Raw genomic sequence first — 21,915 nt, forward strand, 5'->3', positions numbered from 1 at the left:
CGCCGGGTTTTGACATGATGCAAGACCAAAGGGGCGGGATGCGATGAATCTGCTGGTGATTGATGACCATTTGTTGTTCAGGGAAGGCCTGCGCCATATTTTGCAGCGGCTGGATGACACCGTCACCATTCATGAATTTGGCGCCCTGCAGCCAGCCTTGCGATTTGCAGACGAGATGTCTGACTTCGATCTCATCCTGATGGACATGCAATTGCCGGACTCTGCCGGGCTGCAAGGTCTTCAAGCATTGCGGCGCGCCTTCCCCGGAAGCCCCATCGCCCTGATTTCCGGTGTCGCAGATACGATCCAGATTCAACAAGGTCTGCGTCAGGGTGCGCAAGGTTTCATCTCAAAATCGGGCAGTGCCGACGATTTGCTCAACGCCATTGAACGCATTCTGGCGGGCCATGTGGAGTCGCCATCCCCACAGCGACCGATCGCCTTGAGCACCCAGCCCAGCCGAAGTGCCTTTCACCTCACTCCCCGTCAGGTTGAGGTGTTGTCACAACTGTGTGAAGGCCATTCCAACAAGGAAATCGGCCGAATGCTGAACATGAGCGAGAACACTGTGCGCTGCCATGTGGCCAGCGTATTCCGAGCCCTGGGCGCCAAATCACGAACCGAAGCGGTGGTGCTGGCAAAGCGCCGGGGGGTTGTGTGACGACCCCGGTGCCGGACGGTAACGCTTATGCCGCCGATATTCGCCGTGAACAATGCCGACTGCTGTTTGATCACTTGCCCTTTGTGCTGATCGGCAGCCTGGTCTCTGCATCGGGCGTGGGGGCGATTTTCTGGAATATCCGCCCGCATGGCACGGTGGTTGGCTGGATGGCTGCCATTTACCTGTTGTGCGCCATCCGCTGGTGGGTACGGCGTCGTTTTATTGCACTGGGCTCAACATTTGAGCCTGATCGGTGGATTCGAATTGCCACAGCGCAAACCCTGACAGCAGGCTGCCTGTGGGGGTTGCTGGGTATTCTGTTTTTTGGCGATGAGCCGATTGTCATGATGACCCTGGTGATTGTGTTGGGGGGCATGACAGCCGGTGCCGTCTCGTCCCACAGCTGCCATGTACCGGCTTATGCAGCGTATGCCATCCCGACCGTGCTCCCCTTTGCCCTGCGCTGTTTGGTGGAAGGCTCACAATTCCACGCGGTGGTGGCAGCCTTGTCGCTCACCTTCCTAATGGTGAACATCAACTACGGAAAAAACCTGCAACGCATGTTGCTTGAAACCCTGGAATTGCGTTTTCGCAACGCTGACCTGGTGAAAGCCCTGCGCCACCAGAAAGACGTGGCGGAACGCGCCAGCCTGGCCAAAACACGGTTTTTGGCCGCAGCCAGCCACGATTTGCGCCAACCGGTGCAAGCCATTGAATTGTTTGTGGACGTGCTAAGCCAGGAACTTCAAAACCGACCGCAGGCCAGCATGCTGGGCCGCATCCGGGCAGCTGGTCGTGGCCTGGAAAGCCTGCTGAACGCACTGCTGGATTTTTCAAGGATTGATGCCGCCAGCATCACGCCGGACATTCACAGCTTTCCCCTCCAGCCGCTGCTGGACAGCCTGAAAAACACGTTTGCAGCCCAGGCCGAGGTGAAAGGCCTTGAACTGCATATTCACCCAACCCGATTGCTGGTGCGCAGCGACCCCAACCTGCTGGAACGCATTCTTCGCAATTTTGTGGCCAATGCTTTGAAATACACACCGACCGGGCGTGTGGTGGTGGGCTGCAGGCGCCAGGGCCCGCAGTTGCGCATTGATGTGATTGACACGGGTGTTGGTATTCCGGAATCGGCCCACCAACAGGTGTTCAATGAGTTTTTTCAGCTCGACAACCCCGAACGGGACCGCGAGAAAGGGCTGGGCCTGGGTCTGTTCATTGCGAACGGACTGGCCGATCTGCTGGGCCATCGGATCGCCATTGATTCCAGGGTGGGCCACGGCGCACGGTTTTCCGTTGAGGTGGAACGGGGGCAACTGGCCGACTTGCGGGCCAATGAATCTGCGTTGGCAGACCAGGGTATGGCGCTGCAGGGCAAGGCCATCCTGATCATCGATGACGACCCGGACATTCGGACTGGCCTGGCGGAAATGCTGGAGCGGTGGGAGTGTGCCACCACCACGGCCGAGTCGGCTGAAGAAGCACTGGAATTGATCCAGATCAGCGGCTTCATGCCGGATGCCATCTTGGCGGACTACCGACTTCGGCACGACACCACCGGCACCCAAGCCATTGCCGATATTCGGGCCCGCTGGGGCCCCATTCCCGCGGCCATTCTCACCGGAGACACCGACCCCATGAGAATCCGCGAAGCGAGGGCATCCGGGCTGCCCTTGCTGCACAAACCCTTAAGCGCTGCGAAGTTGCGGGCAGCGCTTAGCCACCTGTTGGCGCAAAACCCGCCAGCGTAGCCCCTCGGCCGAGTTCTGCCGGTTGAGGGGGTGCGCGAAGTGGGTATGGTTACACCCTGTTCAAAAGCGGTACTGTCAGCCATCGCCTCGCCGTCTAAGGCACTGTTGGCTGCGGGTTGTTCAACGCAGGCACCCCTCGACCCCTTGCAACTGGACATTCCGTGAACACATTCGCCAATCTCACCATTCGCACCAAACTCACCCTGATGATGGGCATCGCCATTGTCGCCCTGTTGGCCAGCAGCCTGACCGGCTTTTTGGGCATTCGGACCGTGACAGGCTCCATGAATGAAATTGGTCAGGTTCGACTGCCGTCCGTTCTGGGTCTGGAAATCGTGATGAATGCCAGAACAGCCATTCAAGCGACCAACCGGCGCGTGGCGTTTTATGAAAACAACCATCAAGCCCAGGCAGAATTTGACAGCATTTTGAAATCACTGGACAAACGTTGGGCGCGCCTGCAGGAAGGCTGGAAGCTTTACGAACCTCTGCCCCAAACCGCTGAGGAAGCCGCACTGTGGAAGCAGTTTGAAGCCAAACAGAGCGAGTGGAAAACCGGGGCAGACCAGATTCGGCAAACCATTGAAGCGCTTAGCCGCACGCGGTCAGAGATCGAGCAGAAACAACTGTTTGCGCAGTACTACCAGCAAATGAAAGACTTGCTGCCGGTGTACAACACCTCGGAAGATTTGCTCAAACAGATTGTCGATTTGAATGTGAACATCGGCAATGCGGCTGTGGTGGAGGGCGCTGCGGCTGCAGACAAAGCCAATGTGGTGATGTTAACGGTGGCCTTGATTGCCTTGGGCGGCTTGTTGGCCATGGGCATCCTGATTGTACGCAGCACACTGAAACAACTGGGTGGCGAGCCCAACCTGGTGAACAACATCGTGGGCCGGGTGGCCAACGGCGACCTGTCGGTGAGCATTCCACTGCAAGCGGGCGACTCCACCAGCATGCTGGCTTCGATCAAGACCATGGTCGAGAAACTCTCCGGCATCATTCTGGAAGTGCGCAGCGCCACCGACAATATTTCCAGTGCGTCGGTGCAGGTGTCCTCCACCGCGCAGAACCTGAGCCATGCCACCAGTGAGCAGGCGGCCTCGGTGGAGGAAACCAGTGCGGCCATGGAAGAAATGTCCACCTCGGTGGCCCAGAACACCGACAATGCCAAGGTGACTGAAGGCATGGCCTCCACTGCCGCCCAACAAGCCCGGGAAGGCGGGAATGCTGTGGCGTCCACCGTGTCTGCCATGCGTGACATTGCCGAGAAAATCGGCATCATCGACGACATTGCCTACCAAACCAACATGCTGGCCCTGAACGCCGCCATTGAAGCAGCACGCGCCGGTGAACATGGCAAAGGGTTTGCCGTGGTCGCCACCGAGGTGCGCAAACTGGCTGAACGCAGCCAGGTGGCCGCAGCAGAAATTGGACAGGTGGCAACCAACAGCGTCGAACTGGCTGAACGGGCTGGCGAGCTGTTGGGCCAAATGGTGCCAGCCATTACACGGACCGCTGACCTGGTGCAGGAAATCACCTGTGCATCGCAGGAGCAAACCGTGGGGGTGGAACAGATCAACAGCGCCATGCAACAGATGAGCCAGATCACCCAGCAAAACGCTTCGGCCTCCGAGGAGTTGGCTGCCACAGCAGAACAGATGTCGGCCCAGGCCAGCCAATTGGCCGACGTGATGTCTTTTTTCAAGACCCACACCGCCTGATCACTCGAAAACCCTGAGACTGCAAACGCCACAAAAGCGTTTGCATTCTCGCAGTTGCAACGCGAGAATCCAATCTCCCCCGGAGATTGATCATGTTTGCAAACATCCGCCGCCCTGAAGTGCTTCCCATCGTGCTGGCTGCGGCTGGCATTCTCATGGTCACCATGGGCATTCGCCAGTCCATGGGCCTGTTCATCAGCCCCATCAACCAAAGCACAGGCCTGGGCATTGCCACCATCAGTTTTGCCTTGGCCATTGGTCAGTTTGCCTGGGGTGCCATTCAACCGGTTGCAGGCGCAGTGGCCGACCGCTATGGGCCCAAGCCCGTGTTGCAAGGTGGCCTGGTGCTGCTGGGCCTGGGTTGCCTGCTGACCGCCTTTGTGAACAGTGCATGGATGCTGGTGCTGTCAGCCGGTTTGCTGGCCGCCATCGGCTCCGGGGCTGGCAGTTTTTCGGTGTTGATTGGCGCTGCAGCCCAACGCCTGCCTGCCGATGCGCGGGGCACTGCATCCGGCATCATCAACGCAGGCGGATCGTTTGGGCAATTTGTGTTTGCACCCCTGCTGCAGAAATTGATCCAATGGCTGGGCTGGATGGGTGCCATCGGGTCCATGCTGTTGGTGGCGCTGGCCACCCTGCCCCTGGTGAACAAGGTAACCGGCCAAGGTGTGATTGCTGACAGCGCCAACCAGGCGACCGATGGCGGGCTGAAACAGGCGGTGTCGCACAGCCTGAAAGACCCCAGCTACCTGCTGCTGCATGCCGGTTTTTTTACCTGCGGATTTCACATTGCATTTTTGGTGACGCACCTGCCTGGCGAGGTGGCCCTGTGCGGCCTGCCCGCCAACGTGGCCAGTTGGTCGTTGGCCATCATCGGATTGGCCAATATTGCAGGCAGTTTGCTGGTGGGCCAACTGATTTCCAAACACCGCAGCAAAATGATCCTGGCCGTGATGTACGGCTCACGCAGCCTGTTGATCATTGCCTACCTGCTGCTGCCCAAAACCGACTGGACCTTTTACGCCTTTGCGGCAGGGCTTGGGTTTACCTGGTTGGCCACGGTGCCCCCCACGGCCTCGCTGGTGGGCAAACTGTTTGGCACGCGCTACCTGGGCACGCTGTTTGGGCTGACCTTGCTGTCGCACCAGGTGGGCGGCTTTTTGGGGGCCTGGCTGGGTGGCTTGGCCATGGTGGAATTTGGCAATTACCAGTGGATGTGGATGGCCGATATTGCCCTGGCAGCGATGGCCGCTGTGGCGAACTTGCCGATTCGGGAAGCGCAGATGCGGGTTTCAGTGGCGGGGTGAGTTCGGCACTGCACAGTTACCTCGCGCTTGACTGCAGCGCTGCGCGTACACCTCGCCCAGAAAAGCGTCCCGCGCATTCCCTCCCCTTTGCGACGGTCCATTTGTATTTCCCTCCCTGAGCCTCACGATCGCTGAGGTCGACCCTCCAAAAAGCGAGTCGGGATCGACCTCTGGTCCAGCCTGAAGGCTTGGCCCACCGCGCCTGTTTGGCACGCTCGGGCCAATGGCCCTGACTGTCGCTGCAGGGAAGGGAACAGCGCATGCCGCTTAGCCGGTGCGGTAAAAGCCGGGGAAATACCACACTGAAAATAATCTAAATTCAATCAAATCGCTCCACCCACCCCCTTGAACTTTTCCACAAAGGCCGCAATTTTCCGGAAAACACCTTGCTTTTTAGTCAAGTATTGCGGATTGAGCGGGCTCATTTTAGGCAGTACAGCATTAAGCTCTGTACCGCTTTCACTGGCAAATTCCCGCTTGAGCGAGGCAGCAATATAGCGTTTGGCCGCCTCGGCGTTGAGGCCCTCAGTGCTGATCAATTCCTGCGCTTCACGCTGCTGTTCGGCTTGGGCAAAGGTGAAGAACGCATCAATCACACTGGCTTTGTCGTTGATTTGGTCTAGATCCGTCTGGTTGATGAAGTCCACCAGCAAGCTCTCTTTGGCGCGGTTGCCCAAGCTCGCTCGTATGACTCGGCGTACTTCATCCACCAGCTCAGACTTGCTCTTAATTTTCTTGTTGTGCTCAAAAATCAGCTCCAGGATGTAATCCAGATTGATTTCCTGTGATTTGAGCAGATCCACCTCAAAGACCACATCATCCCAATCGATCGTGGATTTTTCTTTCTCGGCCCCCGCCCTCTCTCGGCGTAGCCAGTCGCGTACATCGTTGTAGGTCGAGCGGTAGTCCTGCACCTTCCGTTCGGCTGGGAGTGTGATGGCTTGGATCGCGGTCAGGTCTTCATCACTCAGATAGTGCTTGGCCTTAAACGCCTCCACTGCGGCAGGGTCGGCAAGATCGACGCTTTGCAAGGCTTTCAAACTGGCAAATTCGTCATAATTCTGAAGGATATTCTCTGCGCGCAGATATTCACCGAACAGCTTGGCGAAAGCTTTTTTATCGGACTCCTTTTCAATGGCCGAGGGGTCGGGAAAGCGTGCTTCCAGTTCCCGCACCACATCCATAAAGCCCCGCCGCGCCTCACCAGTGGCCGCATCGGTGAAGCCTTCCATGTACTCTTTGTAGCTCTTCTCCAGCACCACGTTCTTGGTGTTTTTGTCGCCAAACAGGGTGATGGCATCAATGGTCGCCTGCTCCAGGTCGCGGAAGGTAACAATATTTCCGAAGGTTTTGGTGGCATCAAAAATGCGGTTGGTGCGCGAGTACGCCTGCATCAGCCCATGGAAGCGCAGGTTTTTATCCACAAACAAAGTGTTCAGTGTGGGGGCATCGAAGCCGGTCAGGAACATACCCACCACAATCAACAAGTCGATTTCTTTGGCTTTTACCTGCTTGGCCAGATCACGGTAGTAGTTCTGGAAGCCATTGCTGTCCACGCTAAAATTGGTTTTGAATAGTGCGTTGTAATCTGCAATGGCTGCGCTCAAGAACTCCTTGGCGCTGCTGTTCATGGCAGACACATCAAAGCTTTCGTCCTGAATGTCGCCAATCGCATCCTGCTCCTCGTTGGCAGCGAACGAGAAGATGGTGGCCACCTTTAATCGCCTGTCGCCGCCCTTCTGCAACTCCCTGAAAGACTCGTAATACAGCTTTGCAGCGTCCACGCTGCTGACGGCAAACATGGCGTTGAAGCCCTTGTTGCCCGCTTGCAGGCGGTGGGTTTTTTGCCGAAAGTTGTTCAGGATGTACTGCGTGATTTCGCGTATGCGGTCAGGGTGAAGCAGGGCCTCCTTGTTTTCTGCGGCACTCAGTTTTTTCTCATCCTGCTCGGTCTCGATGGCCTTGAACTGCGGGCGTACGGCGTTGTAGTCCACCTTGAACTTCAATACCTTTTCATCGCGGATTGCGTCGGTGATGACGTAGGAGTGCAGCTCCCGCCCAAACACACTGGCGGTGGTCTCTGCACCCAGTGCGTTATCCGTGAATATCGGCGTGCCAGTGAAACCAAACTGGCAGAACCGTTTAAACTTCTTCCTCAAATTCTTCTGCGCTTCACCAAACTGGCTGCGGTGGCACTCATCAAAAATAAACACCACCTGCTTACGGTAAACGGGCAGGTCAGCCTCGCTCTTCATCAGGTTGTTCAGCTTCTGGATGGTGGTGACAATAATCTTGTTGTCGTCTTTCTCCAGGTTACGCTTCAACCCCGCCGTGCTGTCCGAGCCATTCACGCTGTCCGGCGAAAAGCGCTGATATTCCTTCATGGTCTGGTAATCCAAATCCTTGCGGTCTACCACGAAAAATACTTTGTCGATGAATTCAAGCTCGGTGGCCAAGCGCGCGGCCTTAAAGCTGGTCAATGTCTTGCCTGAGCCCGTGGTGTGCCAGATAAAGCCGCCGCTTTCCGTGTTGCTCCAGTTTTTGGTCTGATGACTGCTCTTGATCTTCCACAGAATGCGTTCCGTGGCGGCAATTTGGTACGGCCGCATTACCAGCAAGGTGTCGCTGGTGTCAAACACGGAGTAACGCAGCAGCACACTGAGCAATGTGTGTTTTTGAAAGAAGGTGGCTGTGAAGTCTTTCAGGTCCTTGATGAGCGTGTTGTCCGCCCTGGCCCAGTTCATGGTGAAGTCGAAGCTATTCTTGTTGCGCTGCGTGGTGTTGGCAAAGTAACGGCTGTCGGTGCCGTTGGAAATTACAAACAGCTGCAAATACTTGAACAGGGAGTGATTGCTGTTAAAGCTTTCTTTGCTGTAGCGGTGCACCTGGTTAAAAGCTTCGCGAATGGCCACACCGCGCTTCTTCAGCTCCACCTGCACCAGTGGCAGGCCATTGACCAGAATCGTGACGTCATAACGGTTGGCATGCGTGCCGGTCTGCTCAAACTGCTTGATCACCTGTACCTTGTTGCGGGCAATATTTTTTTTGTCCAGCAGGTAGATATTCTGTATACGCCCATCGTCAAACACAAAGTCGAAAATATAGTTGTCGTGAATCTTTCGGGTTTTTTCGACAATGCCATCACTGGGCTTGTCCAACCAAGTTTCCACAAACCGTTGCCACTCGCCGTCAGCAAACTGCACGTTATTCAGTGTTTGCAGTTGCTCACGCACATTGGCCAGCAGGGCCTCGGGGGTGTTCAGTGCGGGCAGGTATTCATAGCCTTGATGTTGCAAATCCCGAATAAACTCACGCTCCAGATCCCCCTCACTTTGGTAGCTTTCGGCGACCATCCATTCCCGGGTGTAGCTGTCCAGCACGATAAAGTTTTTGGATTCGGCGATGGTTTTGTAATCTGCCACTGGATTCCCCCTGTGCGCTCTCAAACAAAATTGCGCTTGAATTTTTCGTGATTTTGAATGTTACTTTGAATGTCCGCTGCGTCCCAAATTTGCAATTCCCACGGAAAGTAAAAATTGCTTTTGTTCTTGAAATAAACATGCAAACCGCGATAGCCTTCCTTGTCGCGCAAATACCAGTTTTTCAGCTCTAGTTCGTTTTCCCAATCATCCAGGCAATCCATCACGGTTTTTACGTCTGCTGCGCCTAGGATAATGCGTGCACCAAAAATATCGTTCAGCCAGTTATTGACCGGGTATTGATCCTCACGGCTTGAAAAGCGTGCAATCTTGTCATCAATGCTTTCACGGGTTTTCACACGGTAAAAATATTTGATGTCGATGTTCGCCGTCATCAGATAATCATTGATGCTTTCGTGCAAAGCGAGGCGGTACGTGTAAATATGGGGCGCGGGCACATGCGCGATGGTGCGGGAGAGGTTGATTTTTTGAATTCGACCGGTCTCAAAATAATTACTTGAGAATTCATGGTGTACGCGATTTATTTCGCTGACCAGCTGCTTGGTCTGATTAATTTTATCCATATTTGCGACCCTTATTGGCTCATGATTTTTTGATTTGCCCATTACACATGCGCCTCTCCATTGGCATCGGGCTGACAAAATCGATGTTGTTCAATCAAGCCCTTCACCAGCTTTTCCAGAACCTGCTTCTCTTCGGGCTTCAGTGGTGCCACCTCCTCGGCGGCATGCTTGGAATGACTTGAGTAGTTCACAATCCGCTTTGCAAACGGATTGGGCAAGCCATCCTCAGTTTTCGGTAATAGATATTCCCACCTTTTGTAGCCAAGGAATGTCGCTGTTTTTTCCAGAACATTCCGAAGCAGATTGAAGTGATACTTCTCGATCTGCCCGTTTTTGATGACTTCCTGAAGCTGTGATAGCAGATGCAGATGATATGCAAAAGGGGAGTCGTTTTGCTGCTGCACCAAGTGAAGACTACCATCCTGGTTTTTTTCTAACCGTGACTTGCTGAACCATTTGGATTTCCAGCTGTAGAGGTCGGTTTTTTCGTCGCTGCCGAACTCGTTGCACAGAACATTGAAGAACAGTGGGTTGTGCGTTGTAATAATAAACTTGACAGTGGACTTGTTTGATTTAACCAGCTGCGCCAAATCCACAGCCAACTGAATCACGTGGTTATCGTCCAAAGAACTAACGGGATCATCAATGAACACATACTCCAAGTCATCAAATGGAGTGGGTTCGGGATAGTCCGGTTGAACATCGTTCAGCGTGAGAACAGCCTGCTCAAGCAAACTGTAGAAAACACTCCAAATGAAGATGCTTTCTTCTCCCTTGGAAATTTTAAGTTTCTCCGAGTGTGTTGTATCACCGCTCTGAATCGAAAACGTGACTTCTGAGAAGGCTTGAATGGTTATTTCTACTTCTTCACCGCTTTTGTTTTTAGACTTTTCCTTTCGCTCTGCGTTGAAGCGTGGCGTTAGCTTGTCGTTGGTGTAACGCTGAAACGTCGTGATGACGTTCATGTCTTGGCCTTGATCCTTCAGCACCCAATCCGTAAATGTGTTGGGCTGAATTTTGAGCTTGGGCTCAGCATTTTCTTCCAGATCATTGTCCCAATAGAACAGGTCTTCGGTGAAGGCGTTGTAGTAGAGAATCTTGTTGCGTGATAACTCGGGTGTGTCGCTTTCGTCACCGCCGGTAGTTTCAGGTACGATCAGTTGCTTGAATTCTCTCGACAAACGCGTTTTGCCCGTACCGTTGAAGGCGTAGATTAGTTGAACCTTCGGGGTATTTGGTGTGCTCAGTTGCTGAGCAATTTCCGTCAGCGTTTTACCCATGCTATGCCGCTACGTCTTCGGGCTTGGGAAAACTCAGCAGCAAATCGCGATAATACGCGTATTGCTTCTGGCGCAGTTCGATTTCGCGGGGCAAGCCTTCAGTGAGGGAGTTGGTGAGGGCGTCGAATTTATCGAGGATGGCGGCGATGCGGGCTTGTTCGGCGAGTGATTTTTCAGGGTCGTCAGCGTAGGGAATTGGAAGTTTGAAGCCTTTGATAATGCTTGAATTCAGATCACCTCTAGCACCCTGGCCTAACGCCTTAATATTTTCATAGTTGAAGCTTACCCAGTGAAAGACGTAGCGGTACAAAGCCTTGGCACTATCAATCGCCAAACAGCCGCAGTGCTGATTAGTTGTCAAAGGTATCTTATTGATCGCGGACCTACCCGCGGTTGCTCCGGATATGGCAATGATTACGCAATTTGCTGGAATCCACTTTGCCGCGGAATTTTCTAAAGCCTTCTGCGTAATCTTGACATCAGTGCTCTCGATGTCAGAAAACTTGACTTCTTGAGTTCTTAGCCAAGGAATATCTCCACCATCGTAATACTCTGGTTTGCCAGCTGTTGGCGTGCCACCTGAGTACCATTTTTTCGTAACATCCCCCAACGTCTTCCACTCCACCTCCCCGTCTTCAAAACTCAACAACTTGTCACGATAGTAGTTGTATTGCTTCTTGCGGGCTGTAAGCTCGGCTGTAAGCTCGGCTGTAAGCTCGGCTGTAAGCTCGGTGAATGCGTCCAGAATGCGGACGATTTCGGCTTGAATTTCAAGCGATTTTTTGGGGTTTTCTGGGCAGGGGATGGGGATCTTAATTTTCGCCATGTCTGTGGCTGAAACATCAATCACTTTTGTTCCTTTTGCATATTTCCGTTTTGCTCCAGAAAACTCTTCTGTTTGCGTGAAGTACGCGAAGTATTTTCCGAGCAAACATCTCCCCGGCTTTAGCACAGTGGCATGCCCGCCCGTTACGGCTTGGTGCTCTCCTAAATAAACAAGCGATTTGCCAACATCTTCAAAGTTTTCACTTGTATTTGTAATGACAACATCACCCTTATCCACCTTCCTTAACTGCTTGGCCAAATCGGGGGAGACGAAGGATTTTGTTTGCTTGGTGGATAAGCCGTAATAGGTGTAAATCTGACCGTAGTGTATGGCGGGAACACCTGTGTCGGTGAAGTCTTTCTTTTGTAGCCCGTTGCCACGAAGCAACTCACCAAGCGCCCCCAGCGCCTTCCACTCCACCGCAACCCCATCCAGCAGCCTGTCCAAATAATTCGTATCACTCATCGCGCCGTCCTTGCTTGCCGCCTCGGCCAGGTTTTGTTTTTCCTTCGATTTTTTTCTGCACCTGTTTCACGGTCTCCAAAAACACTGCTTCCACATCAGAAGGCTGCGCAGCCTGTTGAGCGCGGAATTTGGCGTATTCGGTTTCGGCGTGGGCCAGCGCATCTTGGTGGCTGACCGAGCCCGCGCCTTGCAGGGTTTTGCCGCCCATGGCGGTGATAAGCTGCGTCAGGTGCGCCAGCCAGTCTTTCATGTAGGTGGGTTCGTGGTTCATGGCGCGGAATTCGGCGGCATCGAAGTAGGCCGACACCAAGGTGTTCAAACGCTTGAGCTCGTTGGCATCCAAATAGTTTTTGGCATTGCCTACTTCAGCCTTGGTGGGCTGGCTGCCCGAGAAAGACAGCAAACCCATGAAAGGCTTACCCGCATCGGCGCGCTGAGCAATCACTTCGGCTGCCGTTTGGCCATGGGCGGCGTAATGCAGTTTGTTTTGCACGGTCTTGAAGAACAGCAGGCTGGCTTCGGCCTTGGGATCGTAATCGACGCTGGTGGCATACAAGTCGAGCACTTGGCGGTACAGCACCTTTTCGCTGGAGCGGATGTCGCGAATGCGGTCCAGCAGCTCTTTCCAGTAGGTGCCCCCACCTAGGTTCTTTAGACGGGCATCGTCCATGGCAAAGCCCTTGACGAGGTACTCACGCAGGCGCTCGGTGGCCCATATGCGGAACTGCGTGCCTTGCCGGGACTTGACCCGGTAGCCGACAGAGATGATCACATCAAGGTTGAAGTGCTCCACGCGGTAGGTTTTGCCGTCGGCGGCAGTTGTTGCAATTTCTGCAACAACTGCCTCTCGCTGCAACTCGCCATCGGCAAATACGTTGGTAATGTGCCGGGAGATGGTGGATTTGTCACGCCCCAAGAGATCAGCCATCTGGTTCAGCGACAGCCAGACTGTGTCACCGTCAAGCCGGACATCAATGGCCGGTGCGTCACCACGTTGGTACAAGACGATTTCGCCGCCCGCTTGCTTACTCATCCTGCGCTCCTTCAATCTCCGCCACAATGGCATCAATGTCCTTGCGCAATTGGTCAATTTTAGCGACGGTGGTTTTCAGCTCGGCATTGAGCTGTGCAATGTTCACCACCTCGCGGTTGTCCTTGGCCTCCACATAGCTGCTGACTGACAGGTTATAGCCGTTGGCGGCAATCTGCTCAAACGGCACAGACTTGGCAAAATGATCGATGTTCGCTTTGCTGTCGAACACCGCCATAATCTGGTCGATGTGCGTATCCAGCAAAGCGTTGTTGTTGGTCTCTTTCTTGAACAGGCCACTGGCATCAATAAACTGGGTGGTGGTGTCTGTTTTGTGCTTGGACAGCACCAAAATGGTAACGGCGATGGTGGTGCCATAGAACAGATTGGGCGCCAGCGATATCACTGTTTCCACATGGTTGTTATCCACCAGGTATTGGCGAATTTTTTGTTCGGCCCCACCCCGGTAGAAAATGCCGGGGAAGCAGACGATGGCAGCCCGCCCCCTGGCCGAAAGGTAACTCAGCGCGTGCAGCACAAAGGCAAAATCAGCCTTCGATTTGGGTGCCAGCACGCCGGCCGGGGCAAAACGGTCGTCGTTGATGAGGGTGGGGTCGTCGCTGCCTATCCACTTGACGGAATATGGTGGATTGGACACGATGGCATCGAAGGGTTTGTCATCGCCAAAATGCGGCTGGGTAAGGGTGTCGCCCAGCTGGATGTTGAATTTGTCGTAGTTGACGTTGTGCAGGAACATGTTCATCCGCGCCAGGTTATAGGTGGTGTGGTTCAGTTCCTGGCCGAAAAAGCCGTCTTCGATGATGTGGGCGTCAAACTGTTTTTTGGCTTGCAGCAGCAGCGAGCCAGAGCCGCAGGCGGGGTCGTAAATCTTGTTGATGCTGCTTTGCCCGTGCATGGCCAGCCGGGCGATTAGCTTGGATACCTGCTGAGGTGTAAAGAACTCGCCCCCCGACTTGCCTGCATTGGCGGCGTAGTTGGAGATCAGAAACTCGTAAGCATCGCCAAACAGGTCGATTTGGTTTTCTTCAAAATCACCCGCTTTGGAATCGCCGAAATCCAGTTCAGCCACCCCTTTAAGCACAGCGGCCAGGCGGGCGTTTTTGTCTTTAACGGTGTTGCCCAGGCGGTTGCTGGTGGTGTCAAAGTCAGCAAACAGGCCACGGATATCGCGCTCGGAAGGGTAACCCAGGGCAGACGCTTCAATGGCTGCAAAGATGGCGGCCAAGTCCGTGTTCAGGCTTTCGTTGGTGTTGGCACCAGCGACCACATTGGCAAATAGCTGGCTGGGGTAGATGAAGTAACCCTTGGTTTTGATGGCGTCGTCTTTGATGTCTGGCGTAATAACATGGTCGGAAAGCTCTGCGTAGTGAATGCTTTCGTCACCACCTTCGATATAGGCCGCAAAATTTTCGCTGATGAAGCGGTAAAAAAGCGCTCCCAGTACGTACTGTTTGAAATCCCAACCGTCTACGGCGCCGCGCACGTCGTTGGCAATTTGCCAAATGCGGCGTTGAAGTTCGGCTCGTTGTTGGATACTTGTCATATATTGTTCCCGCTACAGTGCGTGTTACATATTGTTCGCCGCATTCTCCATGACTTTCTTCCACTCCGCAATTTGAACTAATACCCACTGCTTCAACGCTAAGTCCATACAGTGATGCGTATGGATAAACACAAAAACGGCAAACAAAAAATCCCGATAGACAGATCGTCCACCGGGATTTCATACACAGAATCTTCTGGATATGACTTAGAACGGAATGTCGTCGTCCAGATCCGCCACGCTTTGGGGCGCACTGCGCTGGGGTGCAGAGCGCATGCCACCGCCACTGGAACGGCTGGGTGCTGGTGCTGAGTCAAAATCACCGCCACCGCCCATGGACGCGCCACCACCACCGCCGTCACGGCCACCGAGCAACTGCATCTGGTCAGCCACAATTTCAGTGGTGTATTTGTCTTGGCCCGACTGGTCTTGCCACTTGCGGGTTTTCAGACGGCCTTCAATGTACACCGAGCGGCCTTTTTTGCAATATTCACCAGCAATTTCAGCCAAACGGCCGTAAATCACCACACGGTGCCATTCGGTTTCTTCTTTCTTTTCGCCTGAATTTTTGTCTTTCCAGCTGGATGTGGTGGCCAACGACATATTGACCACGGCGCCGCCATCGGGCAGGTAACGCACATCGGGGTCCTTGCCGAGGTTACCGACCAGGATGACTTTGTTGACTGAGGCCATGTGTGAATTGCTCCAAGAATGGTAGTGTTCAAATGCGGGAAAACGGATGCGACGACAACGGCTCAGGCCGAAGCCACCGCCTGGGGTGCAGCACGGGCAGGCAGCGCGCGGATACCAGCGGCTAGCAACAGCCACACCACCACACACGCCAAGATGCCCTCAAACACGCCATGGGCCCCCACATGCCTGTAGGCCAAACCGCCCAGTGCGCCACCGGCAAACAGGCCCAACGCCTGAGATGTATTATATACACCCAGGGCCAACCCCCTGTGACTGAGTGGTGCCACCCGTGACACCCAGGCGGGTAACGTGGCCTCGAGCAAATTGAAGCTGATGAAGTAGGCCAACAACAGTGCCACCAGCACCCAGCCATGTTCGGCCAACACGACAAAGCCCAGTTGAACCGCAGCCATCAGGCCAATCGCACCCAGTTTGATCACCTTGTTTTTGGCCTTTTTTTCAGACCACACCATGAGCGGCACCATCAACAGGAACGAGCCCACCACCACGGGCAAATACACCTTCCAGTGCTGGGCCAGGGGAAGGTCCAAACCACTGACCAGCAAACCGGGCACCACGACGAACATGGCCATTTGCGTGAGGTGCAGCATGAAAATGCCCAGGTTCAGGCGCAGCAAGTCGGGCTGGGTGAGTACACGAAATGACTCGCCCCAACTGCCGGCCAACTTGCGGGTTTGTTCTTCCAGGGTGACGTGGGGCAACTGCCACACAACCACGGCAATGGCCAGCAGGCTGAGCACCCCGGTCAGGCCAAACAACCCGTCCAGACCGAAAAACTTGTACAACACCGGCGACAACACCAGCGACAATGCAAAGGTAACCCCGATGGACGCGCCAATCATGGCCATGCCTTTGGAGCGGACTTCATCGCGGGTGACATCGGCCAGCAAAGCGGACAAAGCCGCTGAAATGGCACCGGCCCCTTGCAAGGCCCTGGCCCACACCAGCTGCTCAACCGTGTGGGCTTTGAAACCCAAAAAGCAACCGGCTGCAAACACCAACAAGCCCGCAACAATGACAGGCCTGCGCCCCACCCGGTCAGACGCCCAACCCAGCGGAATTTGCATGCAAGCCTGCGCCAGCCCATAAATACCCATGGCCAAGCCCACCAGGCTGGTGTTGTTACCACCGGGAAGCCCTTTGGCATGCAGGGCAAAGACGGGAAGAATCATGAACATGCCAAACATGCGCAAGGCATAGATGCTGGACAGCCAGACGGCGGCTTTGCGCTCGGTGGGCAACATCGTGAAAGCGTCGGGGGTGGTGCTGCGGCTCATGAAAACACTGTGGGCGGTGGGTGGACTGGTGCCAGCAAACATTCTTCAAACGGCACTGACCGACAATCCCATATGGTATCAGGAATAAAGATCGACTTAATTTTTCGGGCTTACTGTCACCAGTGTTGTTGACCAACCCACGATTGTCCGATGATTGATTGTTTGAATCTGCCAGCGGGACCGCACTGTGTCGTGCTGGTTCACGGCCTGGGGGCCAACCAGCTTGAATTGAGCAAACTGGCCCAGGCGTTGCACCGTGAGGGGTTTTCGGTGGTGGTGCCCTGCATACCCGGTTACACCATGAACACTGGCGAGGCCGATTATGTGGCCTGGCAGCACACACTGGAACAACGGTTGCGCCAGTTGAAAGCGCGTTTCAACACCGTGTCCCTGGTCGGCTTGTCCATGGGCGCCACGCTGAGCCTGCAAGTGGCTGCACGGGTGAAGGTGGATGCGCTGGTATTGCTGTCCATCTGCCTGGCCTACGATGGCTGGAGCATGCCCTGGTACAGCGGCCTGATGCGCTGGGCCCGCTATATTCCGTTTGCGCGTCGATTCAAATTGCTGGAAAAAGAGCCATATGGTGTCAAGAACACCGACCTGCGCGCCATCATCAAAAAATCCATGCAAACCCACCATGTGTCGGAGTCGGGTGTGGAAGCACTTGAATTCCGCTTGATTCTCAATGGCTTTGAATTGATTCGGGCCACTCGGCGCCTGTTACACACCGTTGAATCGCCCACCCTGTTCATCCACGCGGTGGACGATGAAGTGGCCCACATTCGCACCCCGGAATGGGCATTTAAACACATCGCCGCCGCCACCAAGGAATTCATTTACCTGGGTGACTGTTACCACATGATCACGGTTGACAATGAACGGGAGCAGGTCAAACACGCCGTGTCACGCTTTCTCAAAGAACGGATGAATGCAACAGTGGGAGCCCCGGTGTTTGATGTGCCGGACATTGTGTCACCGGAATTGCGCCGCAGCCTGCGCCGCCAAGCCAGGGAGCGTGTGTGATGGACATTCGAAATGCCAGTGACTGGTCGGCCTACAGCAGCGACCAAAAACTCGTGGGCTCATTGGGCCTGATCTTGCTGTCAGTTGTGCTGCACTGGTTGTTAAACCCGTGGGCCGATGGTGTGGATTTTTTTTACCTGTTTGCCACGGTGGGGCTGGTCAGCACCTACGGATTTGGCTACCGCTGGGGCCTGTTCACAGCCCTGGCCGGCTTCATGGCCTGTCAATGGTTGCTCAAGCCGTCGGTGTATGTGTTCGACGGTATTTCACCCCATGAGTGGTGGGCGCTGGGCGACTTTGCCCTGGTCGGGCTAAGTGCCATTGTGCTGATTGAGCGCTTGCAGCGGCTTCGCTACCACCAGAGCCTGGTCATGAAAGTGATGAACTCCCGTCACCAGGCCATGCTCTACATGGATAACCTGCGTCAACACCAGGCCCGGGAACATCAACGCATCAAGGCGGATATGGACGCTCTGCGGATGACGGTGGGACAGGGAGAGAAAACCCAATTACACTAATGGGTTGGCCTCCAAGTCCTTTTGCTGTATTGCATGAATTCCATCCGCATTCGGGGTGCCCGCACCCACAACCTGAAAAACATTTCGCTGGACTTGCCGCGCGACTCGCTGGTGGTGCTCACCGGCCTGTCGGGCTCGGGCAAAAGTTCACTGGCCTTTGACACCCTGTATGCCGAGGGCCAGCGCCGCTATGTGGAAAGCCTGTCGGCCTATGCCCGGCAATTTCTGCAACTCATGGAAAAACCGGATGTGGACCTGATTGAGGGTTTGTCTCCAGCGATTTCCATTGAGCAAAAGGCCACCAGCCACAACCCGCGTTCCACCGTGGGCACCGTCACTGAAATTCACGACTACCTTCGCCTGCTGTTTGCCCGTGCCGGCACGCCCCGCTGCCCCGAGCACGACCTGGAACTGAGCGTGCAAACCGTGAGCGAAATGGTGGACACGGTGCTGGGTTGGCCGGAAGACACCAAGGTGATGATTCTGGCCCCGGTACTGAACCAGCGCAAAGGCGAACACAGCGAACTGATGAACGACCTGCGGGCGCAAGGCTTTGTGCGGGTGCGGCTGAAAGCGGGGCCCAACGCCCAGGCCGAGGTGGTGGAACTGGACCGCCTGCCAGCGCTGGACAAGCACCACAAACACGATTTGGACGTGGTAGTGGACCGGTTGAAAGTGCGCATGGATGCCCGCCAGCGCCTGGCAGAAAGTTTTGAAACCGCACTGCGGCTGACCGATGGCAAAGCGATTGCGCTGAATTTGGACAGCCAACAGGAAACCCTGTTTTCCAGCAAGTTTGCCTGCCCGGTGTGTGACTACAGCCTGACAGAACTGGAACCCCGGCTGTTTTCATTCAACAACCCGGCGGGTGCCTGCCCGGTGTGTGACGGCCTGGGCCATGAAACCTTTTTCGATCCGCTGCGCGTGGTGGCCCACCCCGAGGTGTCGCTGGCTGCGGGTGCCGTGAGCGGCTGGGACCGGCGCAATGCCCTGTATTACCAAATGATGCAAAGCCTGGCCGCCCATTACGGCTTCGATCTGGAAACCCCCTGGAATGAGCTGCCCGATGATGTTCAGCAGGTGGTGTTGTACGGCTCGGGCAGCGATGAGATTACCTTCACCTACCTGAGTGAACGCAGCAAGCCGGTGTGCAAAACACACGCCTTTGAAGGCATTGTGACCAACCTGGCGCGGCGGCACCGCGACACCGATTCCTCCGCCGTGCGGGACGAACTGGGCAAGCTGATGGCGGTGCGGTCTTGCCAGGCCTGTGGTGGATCGCGCCTGAAAACTGGCGCACGCCACGTGTTTATTGGCGATGCTGAACAGCGCAAAGCCCTGCATGAAGTGACCGAGCTACCCATCCAGAAATGCCTGGACTATTTCAGCAGCCTGCAGATGCGCGGGGCCAAAGGCCAAATCGGCGAGAAAGTCATTTCCGAAATTAAAGCCCGTCTGCAGTTTTTGAATGATGTGGGCTTGAACTACCTCACGCTGAACCGCAGTGCCGACACCTTGAGTGGGGGCGAAAGCCAGCGCATTCGCTTGGCGAGCCAAATTGGTTCAGGCCTGACCGGCGTGATGTATGTGCTGGATGAACCCTCGATTGGCCTGCACCAGCGGGACAATGACCGCCTGATTCAAACCTTGCTGCGCTTAAAGAACCTGGGCAACACGGTGCTGGTGGTGGAGCATGATGAAGATGCCATTCGCTGCGCCGACTATGTGGTGGACATGGGCCCTGGCGCTGGCGAACACGGTGGCCATGTGGTGGCCGCAGGCACGCCTCAGGAAATATTGGACCACCCGGATTCGCTGACGGGCAAATACCTGGGCGGTGTGTTGAGAATTGACCGCCTGTCGCCCCTGCGCAAGGTTGACCCAGCGCGCAAACTCACTGTGCACGGTGCCCGTGGCAACAACCTGAAAAACGTCACCGTGGACATTCCCGTGGGGCTGTTTGTGTGCGTCACCGGGGTATCCGGCTCGGGCAAATCCACCCTGATCAACGACACCCTGCTGGCCGAAGCAGCGCGACAACTGAACCGTGCCCATTCCGAAGCGGCCCCACATGACCACATCGCCGGGCTGGAACATTTCGACAAAGTGATTGCTGTGGACCAAAGCCCGATTGGCCGCACACCCCGCAGCAACCCAGCCACCTACACCGGCCTGTTCACGCCCATTCGGGAGTTGTTTGCTGGCGTACCCGCCGCCCGCGAACGGGGCTACGATGTGGGCCGCTTTTCGTTCAACGTGAAAGGCGGGCGCTGCGAAGCCTGCCAGGGCGACGGTGTGGTGAAGGTGGAAATGCATTTTCTGCCCGACATGTACGTGCCCTGCGATGTGTGCCATGGCAAACGCTACAACCGCGAAACCCTGGAAATTCTCTACCGGGGCAAAAACATTTCCGAAATTCTGGACCTCACCGTAGAACAGGCGCTGGAGGTGTTTGCCGCTGTACCCACCATCTCCCGCAAGCTGCACACCTTGATGGAAGTTGGCCTGGGTTATATTCGCTTGGGCCAATCGGCCACCACGTTGTCGGGCGGTGAAGCACAACGGGTGAAGCTGTCGCTGGAGCTGTCCAAACGTGACACTGGCAAAACCCTTTACATTCTGGATGAACCGACCACGGGCCTGCACTTCCACGACATCGCCTTGTTGCTGAAGGTGCTCAACCCTCTGGTGGAACAGGGCAACACCGTGCTCGTGATTGAGCACAACCTGGATGTGATTCGCTGTGCAGACTGGATCATCGACATGGGCCCGGAGGGCGGCGATGGCGGCGGCACCGTGGTGGCTGAAGGCACACCGGCGGATGTGGCCAAAAACAAAGCCAGCCACACCGGGCGCTTTTTGAGCAAGATGATGAAACACATGGAACAGCAACGCGAGGGAGGACACACCGCATGACGTTCAATTGGCATCAATGGATGGACCGGATTGAGGATTCCAAATGGGTGGAATGGACCACGCTGGGCATCAAGTTTGTGCTCATTCTGGTACTCGCCGCCGTGGTGTTGAAAGTGGTGAAAGTGTTTATTGGCCGGGTGGGAAAACGCCTGCAAGCCAAAGCGGCCACGCGGGGTGAACGCAAGCGCATCGAGACCTTGATGCGGGTGTTCAAGTATGTGGCCAACATCGTGATCATGATCATGGGTGTGCTGGCCGCACTCAATACCATCGGCATTTCAATTGCACCCATGCTGGCTGCAGCCGGTGTGGTGGGCATTGCCGTGGGCTTTGGTGCGCAAAGCCTGGTGAAGGATTACTTCACTGGCATTGTGTTGCTCATTGAAAACCAGATCCGTGTTGGTGATGTGGTGACACTGGACAACCGCACCGGCACCGTGGAAGAAGTGACGCTGCGCTACGTGCGCCTGCGCGACGCAGAGGGCAATGTGCACTTTGTGCCCAATGGGGTGGTGAGCTCGGTCACCAACATGTCCATGGGCTTTTCGTATGCGGTGATTGATGTGGGCATTGCCTACAAAGAAAATGTGCAGCGTGCCATGGCATTGATGGATGAAGTGGGCCAAAGCATGTTGAACGAGGAGCCATGGAAAAACCAGCTGATGGGCGAATTCATGGTGATGGGTGTGCAGATGCTGGGCGACTCATCCGTGGTGATCCGCTGCCGGTTTAAAACAGTGGGTGGTGAACAGTGGGCCATCCGCCGGGAGTATTTCCGGCGCATCAAGCTGGTGTTTGACCGGGAACAAGTGGAAATTCCCTTCCCGCAAATGACCCTGCACCGCGCCTGAATACT

Annotated in this window: 16 protein-coding genes; 8 read left to right on the plus strand and 8 right to left on the minus strand. The window is 55.3% G+C overall.

Annotated features, from left to right (window positions below):
- Window positions 1-43: 43 nt before the first annotated feature.
- From NQT62_RS02365 to NQT62_RS02380, 4 genes are all read left to right on the plus strand, one after another.
- Complete coding sequence (locus tag NQT62_RS02365; protein WP_256762960.1) at window positions 44-661, plus strand: response regulator; 618 nt, start codon at window positions 44-46, stop codon at window positions 659-661.
- Window positions 658-2,412, plus strand: coding sequence for an ATP-binding response regulator (locus tag NQT62_RS02370; RefSeq protein ID WP_256762961.1), 1,755 nt, complete (start codon window positions 658-660; stop codon window positions 2,410-2,412). The genes NQT62_RS02365 and NQT62_RS02370 overlap by 4 nt, the downstream gene beginning before the upstream one ends.
- A gap of 161 nt (window positions 2,413-2,573) precedes the next feature.
- Window positions 2,574-4,136, plus strand: coding sequence for a methyl-accepting chemotaxis protein (locus tag NQT62_RS02375; protein WP_256762962.1), 1,563 nt, complete (start codon window positions 2,574-2,576; stop codon window positions 4,134-4,136).
- 92 nt (window positions 4,137-4,228) lie between these two features.
- Window positions 4,229-5,443, plus strand: a complete 1,215-nt coding sequence (locus NQT62_RS02380) for an MFS transporter (protein WP_256762963.1) — start codon at window positions 4,229-4,231, stop codon at window positions 5,441-5,443.
- A gap of 323 nt (window positions 5,444-5,766) precedes the next feature.
- Here NQT62_RS02380 and NQT62_RS02385 read toward each other — a convergent pair whose 3' ends face one another.
- The 8 genes from NQT62_RS02385 to NQT62_RS02420 form a co-directional block, all read right to left on the minus strand.
- A complete protein-coding gene (locus NQT62_RS02385; protein WP_256762964.1) occupies window positions 5,767-8,865 on the minus strand; it encodes a type I restriction endonuclease subunit R in 3,099 nt (1,032 codons plus the stop codon).
- Between the two features lie 20 nt (window positions 8,866-8,885).
- Window positions 8,886-9,488, minus strand: coding sequence for a nucleotidyltransferase family protein (locus NQT62_RS02390; RefSeq protein WP_256762965.1), 603 nt, complete (start codon window positions 9,486-9,488; stop codon window positions 8,886-8,888).
- On the minus strand, window positions 9,488-10,726 hold the full coding sequence (locus tag NQT62_RS02395; RefSeq protein WP_256762966.1) for an AAA family ATPase: 1,239 nt from the start codon (window positions 10,724-10,726) through the stop codon (window positions 9,488-9,490). Before NQT62_RS02395 ends, NQT62_RS02390 begins: the two co-directional genes overlap by 1 nt.
- A 1-nt stretch (window position 10,727) precedes the next feature.
- Window positions 10,728-12,017, minus strand: a complete 1,290-nt coding sequence (locus tag NQT62_RS02400; RefSeq protein ID WP_256762967.1) for a restriction endonuclease subunit S — start codon at window positions 12,015-12,017, stop codon at window positions 10,728-10,730.
- Window positions 12,010-13,050, minus strand: a complete 1,041-nt coding sequence (locus NQT62_RS02405) for a virulence RhuM family protein (protein ID WP_256762968.1) — start codon at window positions 13,048-13,050, stop codon at window positions 12,010-12,012. The genes NQT62_RS02400 and NQT62_RS02405 overlap by 8 nt, the downstream gene beginning before the upstream one ends.
- The gene (locus tag NQT62_RS02410; RefSeq protein WP_256762969.1) at window positions 13,043-14,611 is read right to left on the minus strand and encodes a type I restriction-modification system subunit M; all 1,569 of its coding nucleotides are present in this window, start codon (window positions 14,609-14,611) and stop codon (window positions 13,043-13,045) included. Before NQT62_RS02410 ends, NQT62_RS02405 begins: the two co-directional genes overlap by 8 nt.
- Before the next feature lie 207 nt (window positions 14,612-14,818).
- On the minus strand, window positions 14,819-15,304 hold the full coding sequence (gene ssb / locus NQT62_RS02415) for a single-stranded DNA-binding protein (RefSeq protein WP_256762970.1): 486 nt from the start codon (window positions 15,302-15,304) through the stop codon (window positions 14,819-14,821).
- A gap of 62 nt (window positions 15,305-15,366) precedes the next feature.
- The gene (locus tag NQT62_RS02420) at window positions 15,367-16,602 is read right to left on the minus strand and encodes an MFS transporter (protein WP_256762972.1); all 1,236 of its coding nucleotides are present in this window, start codon (window positions 16,600-16,602) and stop codon (window positions 15,367-15,369) included.
- Window positions 16,603-16,794: 192 nt separating this feature from the next.
- Between NQT62_RS02420 and NQT62_RS02425 the strand changes: the two genes are divergently transcribed.
- Genes NQT62_RS02425 through NQT62_RS02440 form a run of 4 tightly spaced genes read left to right on the plus strand, consistent with a single transcriptional unit; the run spans window position 16,795 to window position 21,910 of the window.
- Window positions 16,795-17,625, plus strand: coding sequence for an alpha/beta hydrolase (locus NQT62_RS02425; RefSeq protein ID WP_256762973.1), 831 nt, complete (start codon window positions 16,795-16,797; stop codon window positions 17,623-17,625).
- Window positions 17,625-18,143, plus strand: a complete 519-nt coding sequence (locus NQT62_RS02430) for a DUF4118 domain-containing protein (RefSeq protein ID WP_256762974.1) — start codon at window positions 17,625-17,627, stop codon at window positions 18,141-18,143. The genes NQT62_RS02425 and NQT62_RS02430 overlap by 1 nt, the downstream gene beginning before the upstream one ends.
- Before the next feature lie 33 nt (window positions 18,144-18,176).
- The gene (gene uvrA, locus NQT62_RS02435) at window positions 18,177-21,059 is read left to right on the plus strand and encodes an excinuclease ABC subunit UvrA (RefSeq protein ID WP_256762975.1); all 2,883 of its coding nucleotides are present in this window, start codon (window positions 18,177-18,179) and stop codon (window positions 21,057-21,059) included.
- On the plus strand, window positions 21,056-21,910 hold the full coding sequence (locus NQT62_RS02440) for a mechanosensitive ion channel family protein (protein ID WP_256762976.1): 855 nt from the start codon (window positions 21,056-21,058) through the stop codon (window positions 21,908-21,910). The genes uvrA and NQT62_RS02440 overlap by 4 nt, the downstream gene beginning before the upstream one ends.
- Window positions 21,911-21,915: the final 5 nt, after the last annotated feature.

It is taken from the genome of Limnobacter humi (assembly GCF_024518835.1).
Classification (GTDB): Bacteria; Pseudomonadota; Gammaproteobacteria; order Burkholderiales; family Burkholderiaceae_B; genus Limnobacter; species Limnobacter humi.